Here is a 15,152-nt window from a genome sequence, read left to right as displayed (position 1 = left end):
CAAATGGACGGAGGCCGGAGATGGACCTCAAGCTCACCACCTACCTGGCGTACCTGGTGATCAGCATCCTGCTGACGATCTGGGTCGCCCGCACGCTGTTCAAGAACGGGCAGGTGTTCCTCGACGACGCGTTCGCCGACGAGCGCCTCGCCGAGTCGGTCAACCACCTGCTCGTGGTCGGCTTCTACCTGCTCAACCTCGGCCTCAACCTCGGCTTCGTGGCGATCGCGCTCAAGGTCACCGGGCCGGTCGCCGGCGGCAGCGGGGCGATGGAGACCCTGGCCGCCAAGCTCGGCCTGGTGCTGCTCGTCCTCGGCGGCGTGCACTTCGCCAACCTGTTCGTCCTCAGCCGCTTCCGCCGCCGCCGGCTGCTGGAGCAGGCCGCGCCCCCGATCGAGCCCACGCGCACCCTGCCGCCGCCGCGGCCCGGTCCCGAGACCCTGCGGCCCCCGGCGAACCGGCGCCCGGGCCCCGAAGAGATCCCGCCGCCGCGATGATCACCACGCTCACCGTGCTCTACGACGAGGGCTGCGGGCTCTGCCGCACGGCACGCTCGTGGCTGTCGACCCGGGCCCAGATCGTCCCGCTCGAGTTCGTCGCGGCGGGATCGGACGAGGCGCGCCGCCGGTATCCGGCGCTCGACCCGGCGGAGACCCTCGCCGACATCACCGTGGTCGCCGACGACGGCGGCGTGTACGTCGGGGATGCGGCCTGGCTCGTCTGCCTCTGGGCGCTGGACGGATATCGGGGGCTGGCGGCGCGCCTCGCCCAGCCGGGCCTGCGGCCGCTGGCCCGGCGGGTGGCCCAGTCGGCCGGATCACTGCGCGGATATCGTCAGGACTGTGGTGAAACCTGCGACACCTGAGACGGGCCGGGGCGAGCAGACCAAGCGGCTCATCGTGGACACGGCGGTGCGGCTGTTCCGCGACCAGGGGTACGACAAGACCACCATGCGGGGCATCGCCCAGGCCGCCGGCGTGTCGGTCGGCAACGCCTACTACTACTTTCCCTCCAAGGATCACCTGGTGCAGCAGTTCTACGCCACGGTGCAGGAGGACACCGCGGCCGCCGTCGCCGGCGCCCTGGCCAAGGGTGGCCCGTTCGACGAGCGGCTGCGGGTGGCGCTGACCGGCATGCTCGACACGATGACGCCGTACCACGCGTTCGCCGGCAAGTTCATCAAGACCGCCGTGGAGCCGGGGTCGCCGCTCAGCCCGTTCAGCGGCGAGTCGGCCCCGGCCCGCGAGCGGTCGATCGCGGTCCTGCGCGAGGTCGTCGAGGGCGCCACCACGAAGATCGACGCGGAGCTGCGCCCGGAGCTGCCCGAGCTGCTCTGGCTCGCGCAGATGGGCATCACCCTCTACTGGGTGCACGACACGTCACCCGACCAGGCCAAGACGCGGCTGCTCATCGACCGCGCGGTGCCGCTCATCGACCGGCTCGTCGCGCTGGCCCGCGTGCCCGGCCTGAAGTCGGTCACCCGGGAGACGCTGAAGCTGTACCGGCTACTGCGCTGACGTCCCGCCGTAGTCGTTCGGTAACCGTTTGTTCAACGTCTGCGCTCGCCGATCGAGGGTTCCCGAGGTACCGTCGGCTCTCATGGCGACCTTGCAGGGCACCCGCACGGCCGCCGACCACGACGCGGTCATCGCCGAGATCGAGCAGGCCGAGGGCTACATTGCATCGATCTGCTTCAAGACCGGACCACCCGCGGCGGTCGGTGTCGAACTCGAGTTCACCGTTCACGAACGCGGCGATCCGGCGGCCCCGCTGGATCCCGCCCGGCTCTGTCAGGCTCTCGGCGACCACGCGCCGCCGACCCTGCGGGCCGACTCCCCGGCGCTCCCGTTGCGCGACGGCGGCGCCGTCACCCTCGAGCCCGGCGGCCAGGTGGAGATCTCCAGCCGGCCGTACGCCTCCCTGATCGAGCTGCACGCCGGCGTCGGCGCCGAGATCGAGCAGCTCACCGCCCTGTTGGCGGGCGCCGGACTGGTCCTGGGCGACACCGGCGCCGATCCGCACCGCGAACCGCGGCGCCTGCTCTCCACCCCCCGGTACGACGCGATGGAGGCGGCCTTCGACCGCCACGGCGAATCCGGAAAAATCATGATGTGCTCGACCGCGGGCCTACAGGTCTGCCTCGACCCCGGCCCGGAGGGCGAGCTCGCCGAGCGCTGGGCCGCGGTGCACGCGCTCGGCCCGCCGCTCATGGCGCTGTTCGCCAACTCGGCGCACTTCGCGGGTGAGGACACCGGCTGGGCCTCGACCCGCCAGCGCGCCTGGCGCGGCATCGACCCGTCCCGGACCCGCGCCGTGGGCACCGGCGGGCGCCCGGCGGCCGACTGGGCGGACTACGCCCTGGACGCCAAGGTGCTGTGCGTCCGGCGGCCCGACGGGGCCTGGGACGCCCCGTCCGGGGTGACGTTCGCGGACTGGATCGGCGGCGCCCTGGACACGAGGCCGACCTTCGCCGACCTCGACTACCACCTGAGCACCCTCTTCCCGCCGGTCCGCCCGCGCGGGTACCTGGAGATCCGCTACCTCGACACCCAGCCCGGGCGCGGCTGGTTCGCGCCCGCGGCGCTGCTGCACGCCCTGCTCGACGATCCCGGCACCGTCTCGCGGGTCCTCGACCTGTGCGCGCCGGCCGCCGGGCGCTGGGTGCAGGCGGCTCGCGACGGCATGGCCGACCCGGTGCTCGCCCGGGCCGCCCGGGCCGTGCGCGAGCTCGCCCTGGCGCGGCTGGACCTGCCGCCGCACCTGATCGAAGACGTCCTGGAAGGGAGCACACGCAATGGCTGACCTGCGGGAGCGCGTCGCACAGGAGCTCGAGCGGAGCCGGGCCCGCTCGGCCGGGCTCACCGAGGCGGTGGACGAGGGCGACCTGGTGCGCCAGCACTCGCCGCTCATGTCGCCGCTGGTGTGGGACCTCGCGCACATCGGCAACCAGGAGGAGCTGTGGCTGGTGCGCGACGTCGGCGGCCGGGAGCCGGTCCGCGCCGACATCGACCACCTCTACGACGCCTTCAAGCACGCCCGCAAGGACCGTCCGGCGCTGCCGCTGCTCGGGCCGAAGGAGGCGCGGGCCTACGTGGCGACCGTGCGCGACAAGGCGCTCGACGTGCTGGAACGGGTACACCTGGAGGGAAGGCGGCTGACCGAGGACGCCTTCGCCTTCGGGATGATCGTGCAGCACGAGCAGCAGCACGACGAGACCATGCTCGCCACGCACCAGCTGCGCGCCGGCGACCCGGTGCTCGCCGCGCCGCCGCCTCCGCCGGCCACCGTGGATGTGCGCGGTGAGGTGCTGGTGCCGGGCGGGCCGTTCACCATGGGTACCTCGACCGAGGCGTGGGCGCTGGACAACGAGCGGCCCGCGCACGCCGTCGACGTGCCCGCGTACTGGATCGACAAGGCGCCGGTGACCAACGCGCAGTACGCCGCGTTCCTCGACGAGACCGGGGCGAGCCCGCCGCTGCACTGGAGCCGCGACCCGGGCGGCTGGCTGGCGACCGAGTTCGGCCGGACCGGCCCGATCGCCCCCGACGCCCCGGTCGTGCACGTGTCGTTCCACGAGGCCGCGGCCTACGCGGCGTGGGCGGGCCGGCGGCTGCCGACCGAGGCCGAGTGGGAGAAGGCGGCACGGTGGGACCCCGGTTCCGGGCGTTCGCGGCGGTACCCGTGGGGCGACGGCGACCCCGAGCCGCACCACGCCAACCTGGGCCAGCGCCATCTCGCCCCGGCCCCGGTCGGCGCCTACCCCGCGGGCGCCTCCCCGCTGGGCGTGCACCAGCTCATCGGCGACGTGTGGGAGTGGGTCGACAGCGACTTCGCCGCCTACCCGGGCTTCACCGCGTTCCCGTACCGCGAGTACTCCGAGGTCTTCTTCGGCCCCGAGTACAAGGTGCTGCGCGGCGGCTCGTTCGGCACCGACGCCGCCGCCTGCCGGGGCACGTTCCGCAACTGGGACTACCCGATCCGGCGGCAGATCTTCAGCGGCTTCCGCACCGCCCGCGACGCCACGCCCGCGGAGCTCGCCTAGTGTGCCGGCACCTGGCGTACCTGGGGCCGCCGATCCCGCTGGCGGACCTGCTGTTCACGCCGCCGCACTCGCTGGAGCGCCAGTCGTGGGCCCCGGCGGACATGCGCGGCGGCGGCACCATCAACGCCGACGGGTTCGGCGTCGCCTGGTTTCCGAACCCGGACGAACCGCCGATCCGGTACCGCCGGAGCGTTCCACTGTGGACAGACGCCGGACTGCCGGCCCTGGCCGCCGCGACCCGCTCCGGCGCGATCCTGGCCGCGGTCCGCTCGGCGACCGTCGGCCTGCCCGTCACCGAGACGGCGGCCGCGCCGTTCACCGACGGCCGGTGGCTGTTCAGCCACAACGGCAAGGTGACCGGCTGGCCGGACAGCGTGGCCGGGCTCGCCGCCGCGCTGCCCGTCCGCGACCTGCTGACCCTGGACGCCCCGACCGACAGCGCCCTGCTGTGGGCGCTGGTGTGCGCCCGCCTGCAGGCCGGGCTCGCGCCGGACAAGGCGCTGGCCGGGGTGGTCGCCGACGTCGCCGCGGCCGCCCCCGGCTCGCGGCTCAACCTCCTGCTCACCGACGGCGCGACGATCGCGGCCACCACCTGGGGCCACTCGCTGTCGTACCTGTCCACCGTGGACGGCGTGCTCGTCGCCTCCGAGCCGCTGTCCCCCGACCCCGCCTGGACCGCCGTACCGGACCTGTCCCTGCTCGTCGCGGCCCCACCGGCCGTGACGGTCATCGCACTGGAAGGTGCTGTCTCGTGACGCTGACGGACGTTGACCTCGAAATCCACCTGACCGACGCCGACCTCGCCGCGGGCCTGCGGGAGGACGCCCGCCGCGGGCTCACCGCGAGCCCGAAGTGGCTGCCGCCGAAGTACTTCTACGACGCCCGCGGCAGCGAACTGTTCGAGGAGATCACGCGGCTGCCGGAGTACTACCCGACGCGCGCCGAGCGCGAGATCCTGGCCGAACGGGCCGGGGCGGTCGCACGCATCACCGGCGCCAAGACGCTCATCGAGCTCGGCTCGGGCTCCTCGGAGAAGACCCGCCTGCTGCTCGACGCGCTGCGCGAGCACGGCACGCTCGGCTCGTTCACCCCGCTGGACGTGTCCGGGGCGGCGCTGCGCCACGCCCTCGCCGACCTGCGCCGCGAGTACCCCGACCTGCACCTGCACGGGATCGTCGCCGACTTCGTGCGCCACCTGGAGGTGCTGCCCGAAGCCGGGACGCGGCTGGTCGCGTTCCTGGGCGGCACGATCGGCAACTTCACGCCGGCCGAGCGGGCGCCGTTCCTGGCCGCCCTGCGCGCCCGGCTGGCCACGGGCGAGTTCCTGCTGCTCGGCGCCGACCTGGTGAAGGACCCGGCGGTGCTCGTCCCGGCCTACGACGACGCCGCGGGCGTGACGGCCGAGTTCAACCGCAACGTCCTGCACGTGCTCAACCGCGAGCTGGACGCCGACTTCGACCCGGACGCGTTCGCGCACGTGGCCGTGTGGGACGCGGAGCACGAGTGGATCGAGATGCGCCTGCGGGCGCTCGCGCCCATGACGGTACGGCTGCGGGCGCTCGACCTCGAGATCACGTTCGCGGACGGGGAGGAGCTGCGCACCGAGGTGTCGGCGAAGTTCCGGCGCGAGGGGCTGGCCGCGGAGCTGGCGGCGGCGGGGTTCGCGGTCCGCGACTGGTGGACGGACGAGGGGGCCCGCTTCTCGGTGACACTGGCCGCGGCGGTCTGAGGTTCTGTCGTCCGGTGTGCGGGCCGGGGTTCACCTGGCCCGCACACCGCTTTTTCGTCGCCTCGACATATCCGACATTTCGTATTTGTCGAAGTCGCTGACGGCGGGCCGGTGTCGTGGTTTCAGCGCGGCGTCAGGGGGCTGGGCGAAGGTACGGATCGGCGGACCACGCCTCGCAACTTCAGGCCTGCGAGAACCGAGAGGATGGACACAATGCGCAACCAATGGGCCGGCCCGACCCGTTGACGGGACCCGCGTCAGCGGGCATCAGCCGCCCGCAGACGCAGCCGCTTCGCGGCCGCCGCGGCGTTCCGGCGCTGGCGCTCGGCATCGGCCGCCAGCGCCGCGGCGCCGCTTTCGGTAAGCCGGTAATAACGCCGGTGCCGCCCGTCGACGACCTCCGAGCCCTCGGGCGCGACCAGACCCTCGGCGGTCAGGCGGTCGAGAGCGGCGTACAGGGTGCCGGCCGGCAGCTGCACCCGGCCGGCCGAGAGCTGCTCGACCTCCTGGATCACGGCGTACCCGTGCAGTGGCCGCGCCGCGAGGGCGGTCAGGATCAGGAACGTCGGCTCCCGCATCGGGGTCATGCCGATCTTTATACGGCTTTTTGCCCCGATCAGGACGCCCGGTGCCGGGCCCTTCCGGCGGACGGATCCACCGTTTCGAGCACGCGGGGCCCGGACTGGCGCGGAACGTGACCGGCCGGCTGCGCCGCGTGCACGCCGGGCCGCATGGGCTGCGCGAATCGCGAGTTCTCCATCGGGGACGCGTAGACCGGTTCGGTGGCGAAGGCCGCGCCGGCGTAGACGGGCTCGGCGGCGCACGTGGCGGCCGGGGCCGCGGGGTAGGCGGCCTAGCCAGGCCGTCATCGCCGCGCCGAGGATCAGGCAGACCACGCGGTACGGCGGCGTGTTGCCCGGCAGGAAGGCCGCCCCGAACACGGCGAGACCGCCGATGCCGGACGCCAAGAGCATGAGCTCCACCCGAACACCTGCGAGCAACCGATCCGCAACCACGGTAGGCGAGCATCCGGACGCGCACTGTCAGCAGATCGGCCCGAGGCCCCGGCTCATGGGGGGAGGAAAATCTGTCCGGCGCCACACACCGGCGAGGGGTGCGCGTGCTCCGGAGATCCTTCGGGTACACAATGTTGCATGACCGCCGCGCCCCCCGTTGTCGCCAACCGTTACCGAATCCTTGAACCCCTGGGAGTCGGTGGTATGGGGCGGGTCTGGCGCGCCCGGGACGAGACTCTCCACCGGGACGTCGCGGTCAAACAGATCGTCCTGCCCCCCGAGCTGCTCGACAGCGCCCGGGACGTGGCAATGGAGCGCACGCTGCGCGAGGCGCGGGCGGCGGCGCGGCTGAGCCACCCCAACGTGGTGCGGGTCTACGACGTGCTGGCGGCCGAGGGGCAGCCGTGGCTCGTGATGGAGTACGTCAAGTCGCGCTCCCTCGACCAGGTCATCCGCGAGGACGGGCCGGTGCCGCCGCGGCGGGTCGCCGAGATCGGCCTCGCGGTGCTCGACGCGCTGCGCGCGGCCCAGCGGGTCGGGGTCGACCACCGCGACATCAAGCCCGGCAACGTGCTGCTAGCCGAGGACGGCCGCGTGGTCCTCACCGACTTCGGCATCGCCCGCGTCGAGGGCGAGGGCCACGTGACCCGCACCGGCCTCGTGCTCGGCTCGCCGGAGTTCATCGCGCCCGAGCGGGCCCGCGAGGGCATCGCCGGCCCGGCGAGCGATCTCTGGTCGCTCGGCGCCACCCTGTACGCCGCGGTCGAGGGTCGCTCCCCGTTCGGCCGCGGCTCGGCCATGGAGACGCTGACCGCCCTCGCGTCCGAGGAGGCCGACCCGCCGCAGCGCGCGGGCCCGCTCGTCCCGGTGCTGCGCGCGCTGCTGCGCAAGGACCCGCGGGCGCGGGCCGACTTCGCCCAGACCGACGAGCTGCTGCGCCGGGCCCTGCTGCCGCCGGAGCCGCCGCGGAAGAAGCGCTCGTGGCTGGGCGGGTGGGGCCGCGCGGAGACGCCGGCACCGGTCGTACCCGCACAGCGCACGCCCCCGGCCCGCCCCGCCGCCCGCGCCACGCCCCCCGCCGCCACGCCCCCCGCCGCCGCGCCCGCCGCCGCCTCCGCGCCGGCCACACCCGCCGCCGCCCCGGCCGCTTCCGCCGCGGCGCCCGTCGCCGCTCTGGCCGCCGAGCCCGTGGTGCAGGGGAAGGAGGAGCAGCCGGTTCATACCGGCGTTTCCGATAAATCCGGCGTGATCGAGGGCCCGGTGTTCGGCACCGCGGCGGAGGACGAGCACCCGGAACCGGACGTGGATGCACCGGAGGCCGCGACCTGGGTACCGGTGGCAACGGATCAAGAGCCGGCCGAAGACCCGACCGCAATAGTCGAGCCGGCCACGGAAGCAGAACCGGCCGCGGAGGTCGAGGAGGAGCCGGAGACCGAGGCGGTCGCGGAAGAACAGCCGGAGACAAAGGCGGAGGCCGAGCCGGAGCCCGAGCCGGAACCCCAGCCCGAACCCGAGACGTTCGCGCCGACCAGGGTCGAGGAGCGCCGAACCCCCGTCGGAGCGTTCGCGCCGGCCAAGGCCGACCCCGTCCCCCAGCGCGCGGCCGGGTCCGCGGCCGTGGTGGCGCCGCCCCCGCGTACCGAGCAGCGGCGCACCGGCCTCCTCCTCGGCGGCGCCGCCGCCGTGCTGGTGGTGGCGGCACTGGTCTGGTTCACCGTGCGCAGCGACGACAACGACCCCGCGACCCAGGGCACCGGCGCCACCCAGACCACCGCGGCCCCCGGGCCCAGCGCCGCGGGCACGTCCGCGGCCGGGAGCGGCCAGGGCAGCTCGGCGCCCGCGGGCAACGACGGGAACGGGGCCGGCCCGACGGAGCAGCCGCAGAAGGCCGGAACGGCCTCGGGCACGCTCCCGCCGCTGCCCGCGGGCTGGGTCGACTACCACGACCCGACAGGCTTCTCCGTGTACGTCCCGCAGGGCTGGACCAAGTCGCAGGACGGCACGATGGTGTACTTCCGCGGTGGCGGCCGCACCCTCGGCGTCGACCAGTCGGACAAGCCCAAGATGAACCCCGTCGCCGACTGGACCGCGCAGGAGCAGGACCGGGGCGGCAGCTACTACAAGAACTACACGCGGGTGCGCATCGATGAGGTCAAGAACTACTTCGTGGTCGCCGCCGACTGGGAGTTCACCTACGGCAGCAGCGGCCGCCAGCACGCGAACAACCGCGGCGTGGTGACGTCGGACCACCAGGCGTACGGCATCTGGTGGTCGACCTCCGAGGGCGACTGGGACAGCGCCCGGTCCGACCTCGACATCGTCTTCGCGAGCTTCCGCCCGAAGCCGTGACGGCCTGGAGCGACGGCGAGGAGGGTCTGCTGCGGCTGCCCTCCGGCCGGGCGATCCGCGGGCGGGGGCTGCGCCACGGGCCGCCCGCCACGGCGCCGGAGTTCGGGCTCTACCTGGTCGCGAAGCCGCCGGTGGTCGGGTGGGACGCGACCTGGGTGCGCTGGCCCGACTTCCGGCTGCCGTCGGACCGGGCGGCGGCCGCGGCCGCGTTCGCCGCGGCGCTGCGGCGCTCGGGGGACGAGCGGGTCGAGGTCGCCTGCGGGGGCGGGCGCGGCCGGACCGGGACGGCCCTGGCGTGCATCGCGATCCTCGACGGCGTGCCGGCGGACGAGGCCGTGGCCTACGTCCGCCGGCTCTACCACCCGGGCGCCGTCGAGACCCCGTGGCAGCGGCGGTACGTGCGGAACTTCAGTTCGCGGCCTTGAGCAGGGCCGCCATGGTGTCCGGGCCGAACGCGTCCCCGGCGAAGGCGGCCACCCGGGCCAGCGGCATGTTCGCCATGAGCGTGAACATCGCCGGGTCGGCCATTCCCTGGGCCATCGTGTCGCCGCCCGCCGCCGCCATCGCCGCGAACGCCTCCCCCAGGGCCGCGGCCCCGCGCGGGTCGGCGAACCACTCGGCGATCGTCGACTCGGCCGTGAGTACCCGGCGCTCGTCGTCGCCGGCCACGGCGACCGCGGCGGAGAGCCGGAGGTCGCGCGAGGAGGAGCCGACGGCGATGGTGTACTCCCCCGCCTCCACGACCCACAGCCCGACCTCGACGTCCCAGTAGGCCAGGTCGGCGAGCTCGACCCGCAGGACGACCTCGGCCGCGGCGCCGGCCGCCACGGGTACCGATGCGAAGGCCTTCAGCTCGCGCGGCGCACGGCGCACGCGGGAGGCGCCCAGGGACGTGTACACCTGCACGACCTCGCGGCCGTCGCGGTCCCCGGTGTTGGCGACCGTCAGGCGCACCTCCAGCGCACCGTCCACGGTGGACACCGCCAGGCCGGAGTACGCGAACGTCGTGTAGGACAGCCCGAACCCGAACGGGTAGGCGACGTCCTGATCGCGGGCGTCGAAGCCGCGGTACCCGACGTGCACCCCCTCGCCGTAGCGCACGTGCCCCTGCTCGCCCGGGAAGTCCAGGTACGCCGGGTGGTCCTCCAGCCGCCGCGGGATGGTCTCGGTCAGCCGCCCGGACGGGTTCACCACGCCGAAGAGCACGTCCGCGAGCGCGGCGCCGCCGGCCTGGCCGAGCAGCCAGCCCTCGACGAGCGCGGGCACGGTCGCGTCCCACGGCGCCGTGCGTACGACGGCGCCGTTGGAGAGCACGACGACGGTGCGCGGGTTGGCCGCCGCGACGCGCTCGATCAGCTCGAGGTGCCGGGCCGGCAGCTCCAGGCCCGTGCGGTCGGAGCCCTCGGTCTCCTCCTCGGTGCCGGCGAACACGATCGCGACCGACGCCGCGCGGGCCAGCGCCACGGCCGCGTCGACGTCGTCGTAGCCGGGCGCGAAGTGCACCGGCGCCCCGGCCAGCGCGGTGATGGCGTCCAGCGCGTTGTCCAGCCGCGTCGGGTTGATGAGCGAAGAGCCGCCGCCCTGGTACCGCGGGCTGCGCGCCTGCTCCCCGAGCACCGCGATCGCGGCCTCGCCCGGCGCCAGCGGCAGCAGGCCGCCCTCGTTGCGCAGCAGCACGATGCCGCGGCTCGCGACCTCCCGCGCGAGCGCGTGGTGCTCGGCGGCGTCGAAGGTCGCGCCCGGACGGGCGGCCGCGAGGGCCTTGCGCACGAGGGCCTCGACCCGCCCGGCGGCGGTGGAGAGTGCGGGGGCGGGCAGGCTTCCGTCGTGTACCGCAGCCGCGAGCGCCCGGTCGCCGGCGTCGTCGGGGCCGGGCATGGTCAGGTCGAGGCCCGCGCGGACCGCCTCGACGCGGTCGACGACCGCGCCCCAGTCGGAGACGAGCACGCCCTCGTAGCCCCACTCGCCGCGCAGCACCTCGGTGAGCAGCCAGTGGTGCTGGCTGGCGTACACGCCGTTGATCCGGTTGTAGGAGCACATCACCGTCCACGGCTGCGCCCGCTCGACGACCCGCTGGAAGGCGCGCAGGTACATCTCCCGCAGGGTGCGCTCGTCGACGTCGGCGCTGACCCGCATGCGGTCGGTCTCCTGGCTGTTGATCGCGAAGTGCTTGAGCGAGGCGCCCACCCCGCGGCTCTGCAGGCCCGCGACCCACTCCGTGGCCAGCACGCCGGTGAGGATCGGGTCCTCGGAGAAGTACTCGAAGTTGCGGCCGCCGAGCGGGGCGCGCTTGAGGTTGATGCCGGGGCCGAGCAGCACGGCCACGTCCTTGGCCAGGCACTCCGCGGCGAGCGCCTCCCCCACCCGCCGGGCGAGGTCCGTGTCCCAGGTGGAGCCGAGCGCGACCGCGGGCGGGAAGCAGGTGGACGGCTCGCTGTCCAGCAGCCCGTGCCCCTCGCCGAAGACCTGCTTGCGCACGCCGTGCGGGCCGTCGCTGACCATGATCGCGGGTACGCCGGGCGCGGCCGTGGTGTGCCAGAAGTCGGCGCCGCTGGTGAGCGCGGCCTGCTCCTCGATCTCCATGTCGACCCCTTACTGAGTACCTAGTAAGTAGTAATTAAGGCGTAACGTAGACCGGACGACCCCGGGCGACAAGGGAGGTGGCGGCAGTTGGCACGGCGCGAGCGCTCGCGGCTGCCGGCCGGGCAGCGGCGCGAGCAGATCATCGCCGCGGCGACGGCCCTGGTCGCCGAGCGCGGCTTCTGGGGCCTGTCGATGCAGGACGTGGCCGACGAGTGCGGGCTGACCGTGCCGGGGCTGCTGCACCACGTCGGCTCGAAGGACGGCCTGCTCATCGCCGTGCTGGAGCACCGCGACGCCGAGGACCGCCGGTCGCTGGGCGAGCCGCACACGCGCGACCTGCGCGACCTGTGCGCCGCGCTGGTGCGCCGCAACGCCGGCCAGCCGGAGATCGTGCGCCTGTTCGCGGTGCTGGCCGCGGAGTCCCTGGCCCCGGACCATCCCGCGCACGACTACTTCGCCGCCCGGCAGCGCACCGTGCTGGAGTCCATCGCCGCGCTGGCCGCGCCGGTCTGCCCCGCCCCGGAGGCGCTCGCCCACCAGGTCATGGCGACGATGGACGGGCTGCAGCTGCAGTGGCTGCGGGACCCGGCGGGCACGGACCTGGTCGCTATGTGGCGGGCGGCGGCGGAGCGGCTGTTCGCCGGCCTATCGGGGTGAACAGGGCCGCCAGGGCGGTCACCGTGACGGCGGCGCCGGCCACCCCGAGCGTCGCCGGTACGCCGAGATGCTTCGCCGAGAAGGTGAGCGCGGCGTCGCCGGCCGGGGCGAGCACGAGCTGCAGCGTCCAGAACGCCGCCGTGACCCGGCCGAGCAGGTGGCCCGGGGTGACCTCCTGGCGCAGCGACACCGAGGAGATCCCGGCGATGCCCGTGCACAGCGTCACCGCGGCCGCGAGCACGGCGATGAGCGGCACGTCGGTCGCGAGGCCGATCCCGGCCACGACCAGCCCGCACAGGCCGAACGCGCCGATCCAGGTGGCCCCGAAGCCGGCCCGGCGGCGCAGCGGGGCGACCGCGGCGGAGGCGAACGTGGAGCCGAGCACCCCCGCCGTCAGCACCAGGCCGATGACCGCGTCCGGCTGCCCGAGCCCGCTCATGAGGTGGTACACGATCACGTCGTTGAGGCTCGACGTGAAGAAGATCAGCACCGCGAGGAGCACGGTCAGCGGCAGCATCACCGGGTGGCGGCGGATGAACCGCACCCCCGCGCCGAGGCCGCGCTCGGGGCCCGCGGATCCGGGCCCGCGCAGCTTCACCAGGAACAGCCCGGCCGCCGAGAGCGCGAAGGAGATCGCGTCGAGGCCGATCGCGTAGACCGGGCCGGCGCCCTGCGAGACGAGGCCGGCGACGGCGGGCCCGGCCAGGTACGCGACCGAGTACGCCCCGTACAGCAGCCCGTTGGCCTCGGCGATGCGGTCGGCGGGCACCAGTGCGGGCACCACGGCCACGTAGGTGACCTGGAAGACCATCGAGAACACGGCGGCGGCGGGCAGCACGAGGTACAGCAGCCACGGTTGCGGCCCGGCCAGCCACGCGAGCGGGACGGCGCCGAGCAGCACGAACCGGGCCAGGTCGCACCGGCGCAGCACGCGGCGACGGTCGAAGCGGTCGGCGATCACGCCCGCGACGACGCCGGTGAGCAGGGTCGCCACCGCCGACAGGGCGCGGATCCAGCCCAGGTCGGTGATGGAGACGGTCCCGGTGCGCATGAGCAGCGGTACGGCCGCGAACGTGCACGCGTCGCCGAACGCCGACAGCGTCTGCACGCCCATGAACACCGCGAAGTCGCGACTCCGCCAGAGGGCGGCGCTCACGCCTTCAAGAGCGGCACGACCAGGTGGCGGGGCAGGTCGATCAGGCGCGCGTCGAGGTACTCGGGCCGCCCGACGAGCTCGGCCGCCCGCTCCTGGGCGGCGGCCCTGGTCAGGCTCGGGTCGGCCCGGATCAACGCGTCGCGCAGCACGTTGCCGATCTTGCCATGGACGTGCGTGAGCAGCCATCCGGCGACGCCCTCGGCCGGGCGCAGTACCGCCTCCACGGTCGCCTGCTTCGGGCCGGGCGTGCTGCGGCGCAGGCGCAGGTCGTACTTGGCCCCGACCAGTTCCCGCAGCGCGGCCTGGGCCGACTCGTCGCGCAGGTCGGGGTGGTTGTTGGCGACGAGCAGCGTGACCCGCGGGACGTTGAGCGCGAGCAGCACCCGGGCCAGCCACGGGCCGGGGTCGCCGGCGAGGTCGACGGTGAGCTCGTCCGCCGGGAGCGGGCCGCCGCCGAGGATGCGGGCCGGGCCCCGGGCCGCCTGCGACATCGGGGTTCGGGCTTCAAGGGACTGCTCGCCGTGGGTGTAGATGTTGGCCGAGCCGGCGAGCTTGTCGAGGCGGCGGTCGAGGACCTGCCAGGTGTGCGTGGTGGGGCGGCAGACGTAGAGATCGCTGGCGCTGCCGACGGCCTGGGCGCCGTGGTACCGGTTGAAGGCCGGCAGCATCGCCTCGATGACCAGGTCGAGGTCGAGCACGGCCCGCTGCACCTTCAGGCCGAGGGCGGGGGTCAGGGGGCTGAAGCCGTAGGCCATGACGAGCCGCCCGTTGGTGCGGTCGCGCAGCGCCTGGGCGCCGCGGCCGAGGAAGAGCTGCACGCCCTCGGGCGTGTACGGCGGGTCGGTGAAGATGACGTCGGCGGTGCCGGCGACCGCCGGCGGCAGGCCGAAGCGCAGGTCGGCGTGGTAGCAGGCGATGCCCGCGCCCTGGCCGTCGATGTACTCGAGGAGCCGCTCGTCGACGTCGACGACGGTGACCTCGGTGCCGGGCAGCGCCTTGCGCACGGCGAGCGAGGTGAGGTCGTGGTCGCCGATGCACACGAGCCGGGCGCCGGTCAGGTCGTAGGTGCGGGCCAGCCACCGGGCGCGGCGCTCGGCGGTGCCGGCGGTGGCGGAGACGTGGTCGAGGGCCTGGTCGGGGCGGGGCGCGCCGGCGATGAGCTCGGCCATCCCGGTGACGTCGGCCTCGGCGGCGACGGCGAAGCGTTCGAGGTACCGCTGCCGGATCGACGGCTCCAGGGACACCCTGCCGCGCTCGCTGCGCAGGTCCGCACCGGCCGCACGCAGGATCGCCTCGGCGGTGCGGCGGGGGACGGCATGATCGCGGACGAGGTCGTCGAGGGTGGCGGACCCGCCGGCGAGCGCCATGATCAGATCGCGCGATCGGCGGCCCGCGATCCCGGATGCCGAGACGACGGCGGCCACCGCGTCGATCGGTTCGGGCTCCACCGGGGCACCCTACCATCCGGTTAGACAGTTAAATGTTAACCCGCAGTAGCGGTAAAGCCCGCATTCGATCTACAGAGCGCGAGATTTCCGGGATGTTTCACATCCCGAAGTACAGGGTGGGGGCGAGGGTGCCGGAAGGGCATCGACCCTTGTCCAACTCTTCCGAAGTGTG

Annotated in this window: 14 protein-coding genes; 10 read left to right on the top strand and 4 right to left on the bottom strand. The window is 74.2% G+C overall.

The features are described 5' to 3' along the window. Positions 1 to 20 precede the first annotated feature (20 nt). The 7 genes from AB0B76_RS13075 (at position 21) to egtD (ending at position 5,771) form a co-directional block, all read left to right on the top strand. Positions 21 to 497, top strand: a complete 477-nt coding sequence (locus AB0B76_RS13075; RefSeq protein WP_360374099.1) for a hypothetical protein — start codon at positions 21 to 23, stop codon at positions 495 to 497. Beyond that, positions 494 to 865 carry a DUF393 domain-containing protein gene (locus AB0B76_RS13070; RefSeq protein WP_360374097.1) on the top strand — a complete coding sequence of 124 codons (372 nt, stop codon included), beginning with the start codon at positions 494 to 496 and terminating at the stop codon, positions 863 to 865. The genes AB0B76_RS13075 and AB0B76_RS13070 overlap by 4 nt, the downstream gene beginning before the upstream one ends. Then, a complete protein-coding gene (locus AB0B76_RS13065) occupies positions 843 to 1,517 on the top strand; it encodes a TetR family transcriptional regulator (RefSeq protein ID WP_360374095.1) in 675 nt (224 codons plus the stop codon). The genes AB0B76_RS13070 and AB0B76_RS13065 overlap by 23 nt, the downstream gene beginning before the upstream one ends. A gap of 82 nt (positions 1,518 to 1,599) precedes the next feature. Continuing rightward, positions 1,600 to 2,802 (top strand): ergothioneine biosynthesis glutamate--cysteine ligase EgtA, encoded by a 1,203-nt coding sequence (egtA, locus tag AB0B76_RS13060; RefSeq protein WP_360374093.1) that lies wholly within the window; start codon positions 1,600 to 1,602, stop codon positions 2,800 to 2,802. Beyond that, positions 2,795 to 4,042 (top strand): ergothioneine biosynthesis protein EgtB, encoded by a 1,248-nt coding sequence (locus tag AB0B76_RS13055; protein ID WP_360374091.1) that lies wholly within the window; start codon positions 2,795 to 2,797, stop codon positions 4,040 to 4,042. The genes egtA and AB0B76_RS13055 overlap by 8 nt, the downstream gene beginning before the upstream one ends. Then, the gene (egtC, locus tag AB0B76_RS13050; RefSeq protein ID WP_360374089.1) at positions 4,042 to 4,797 is read left to right on the top strand and encodes an ergothioneine biosynthesis protein EgtC; all 756 of its coding nucleotides are present in this window, start codon (positions 4,042 to 4,044) and stop codon (positions 4,795 to 4,797) included. Before AB0B76_RS13055 ends, egtC begins: the two co-directional genes overlap by 1 nt. A 2-nt stretch (positions 4,798 to 4,799) precedes the next feature. Continuing rightward, positions 4,800 to 5,771 (top strand): L-histidine N(alpha)-methyltransferase, encoded by a 972-nt coding sequence (egtD, locus tag AB0B76_RS13045; protein WP_360374341.1) that lies wholly within the window; start codon positions 4,800 to 4,802, stop codon positions 5,769 to 5,771. 257 nt (positions 5,772 to 6,028) lie between these two features. On the opposite strand, the gene AB0B76_RS13040 is transcribed toward egtD, so the two are convergent. Further along, positions 6,029 to 6,358 carry a PadR family transcriptional regulator gene (locus AB0B76_RS13040; RefSeq protein ID WP_360374087.1) on the bottom strand — a complete coding sequence of 110 codons (330 nt, stop codon included), beginning with the start codon at positions 6,356 to 6,358 and terminating at the stop codon, positions 6,029 to 6,031. Positions 6,359 to 6,991: 633 nt separating this feature from the next. Between AB0B76_RS13040 and AB0B76_RS13035 the strand changes: the two genes are divergently transcribed. Continuing rightward, entirely contained in the window at positions 6,992 to 9,136 is a 2,145-nt protein-coding gene (locus AB0B76_RS13035) for a serine/threonine-protein kinase (protein WP_360374085.1), read from the top strand. Further along, positions 9,133 to 9,561 carry a protein-tyrosine phosphatase family protein gene (locus AB0B76_RS13030; RefSeq protein ID WP_360374083.1) on the top strand — a complete coding sequence of 143 codons (429 nt, stop codon included), beginning with the start codon at positions 9,133 to 9,135 and terminating at the stop codon, positions 9,559 to 9,561. The genes AB0B76_RS13035 and AB0B76_RS13030 overlap by 4 nt, the downstream gene beginning before the upstream one ends. Here AB0B76_RS13030 and AB0B76_RS13025 read toward each other — a convergent pair. After that, entirely contained in the window at positions 9,545 to 11,719 is a 2,175-nt protein-coding gene (locus AB0B76_RS13025; protein ID WP_360374081.1) for a glycoside hydrolase family 3 C-terminal domain-containing protein, read from the bottom strand. The two genes, AB0B76_RS13030 and AB0B76_RS13025, sit on opposite strands and share 17 nt — an antisense overlap. Positions 11,720 to 11,806: 87 nt before the next feature. On the opposite strand from AB0B76_RS13025, the gene AB0B76_RS13020 reads away from it, so the two are divergent. After that, on the top strand, positions 11,807 to 12,376 hold the full coding sequence (locus tag AB0B76_RS13020) for a TetR/AcrR family transcriptional regulator (protein WP_360374079.1): 570 nt from the start codon (positions 11,807 to 11,809) through the stop codon (positions 12,374 to 12,376). Here AB0B76_RS13020 and AB0B76_RS13015 read toward each other — a convergent pair. Both AB0B76_RS13015 and AB0B76_RS13010 read right to left on the bottom strand, forming a co-directional pair. After that, positions 12,327 to 13,532: an MFS transporter gene (locus AB0B76_RS13015; protein ID WP_360374077.1), complete on the bottom strand. Its 1,206-nt coding sequence runs from the start codon at positions 13,530 to 13,532 to the stop codon at positions 12,327 to 12,329. The two genes, AB0B76_RS13020 and AB0B76_RS13015, sit on opposite strands and share 50 nt — an antisense overlap. Next, on the bottom strand, positions 13,529 to 14,980 hold the full coding sequence (locus AB0B76_RS13010) for a bis-aminopropyl spermidine synthase family protein (protein ID WP_360374075.1): 1,452 nt from the start codon (positions 14,978 to 14,980) through the stop codon (positions 13,529 to 13,531). The genes AB0B76_RS13015 and AB0B76_RS13010 overlap by 4 nt, the downstream gene beginning before the upstream one ends. Positions 14,981 to 15,152: the final 172 nt, after the last annotated feature.

This window comes from Dactylosporangium sp. NPDC049140 (genome assembly GCF_040648435.1).
This window is presented reverse-complemented; position numbering and strand designations above follow the sequence as displayed.

Bases quoted from the DNA above. Each gene is read 5' to 3' on its own strand.
- AB0B76_RS13075 (WP_360374099.1), top strand. From the start codon at position 21: ATGGACCTCAAGCTCACCACCTACCTGGCGTACCTGGTGATCAGCATC.
- AB0B76_RS13070 (WP_360374097.1), top strand. From the start codon at position 494: ATGATCACCACGCTCACCGTGCTCTACGACGAGGGCTGCGGGCTCTGC.
- egtA (WP_360374093.1), top strand. From the start codon at position 1,600: ATGGCGACCTTGCAGGGCACCCGCACGGCCGCCGACCACGACGCGGTC.
- AB0B76_RS13055 (WP_360374091.1), top strand. From the start codon at position 2,795: ATGGCTGACCTGCGGGAGCGCGTCGCACAGGAGCTCGAGCGGAGCCGG.
- AB0B76_RS13040 (WP_360374087.1), bottom strand. From the start codon at position 6,358: ATGACCCCGATGCGGGAGCCGACGTTCCTGATCCTGACCGCCCTCGCG.
- AB0B76_RS13035 (WP_360374085.1), top strand. From the start codon at position 6,992: ATGGGGCGGGTCTGGCGCGCCCGGGACGAGACTCTCCACCGGGACGTC.
- AB0B76_RS13025 (WP_360374081.1), bottom strand. From the start codon at position 11,719: ATGGAGATCGAGGAGCAGGCCGCGCTCACCAGCGGCGCCGACTTCTGG.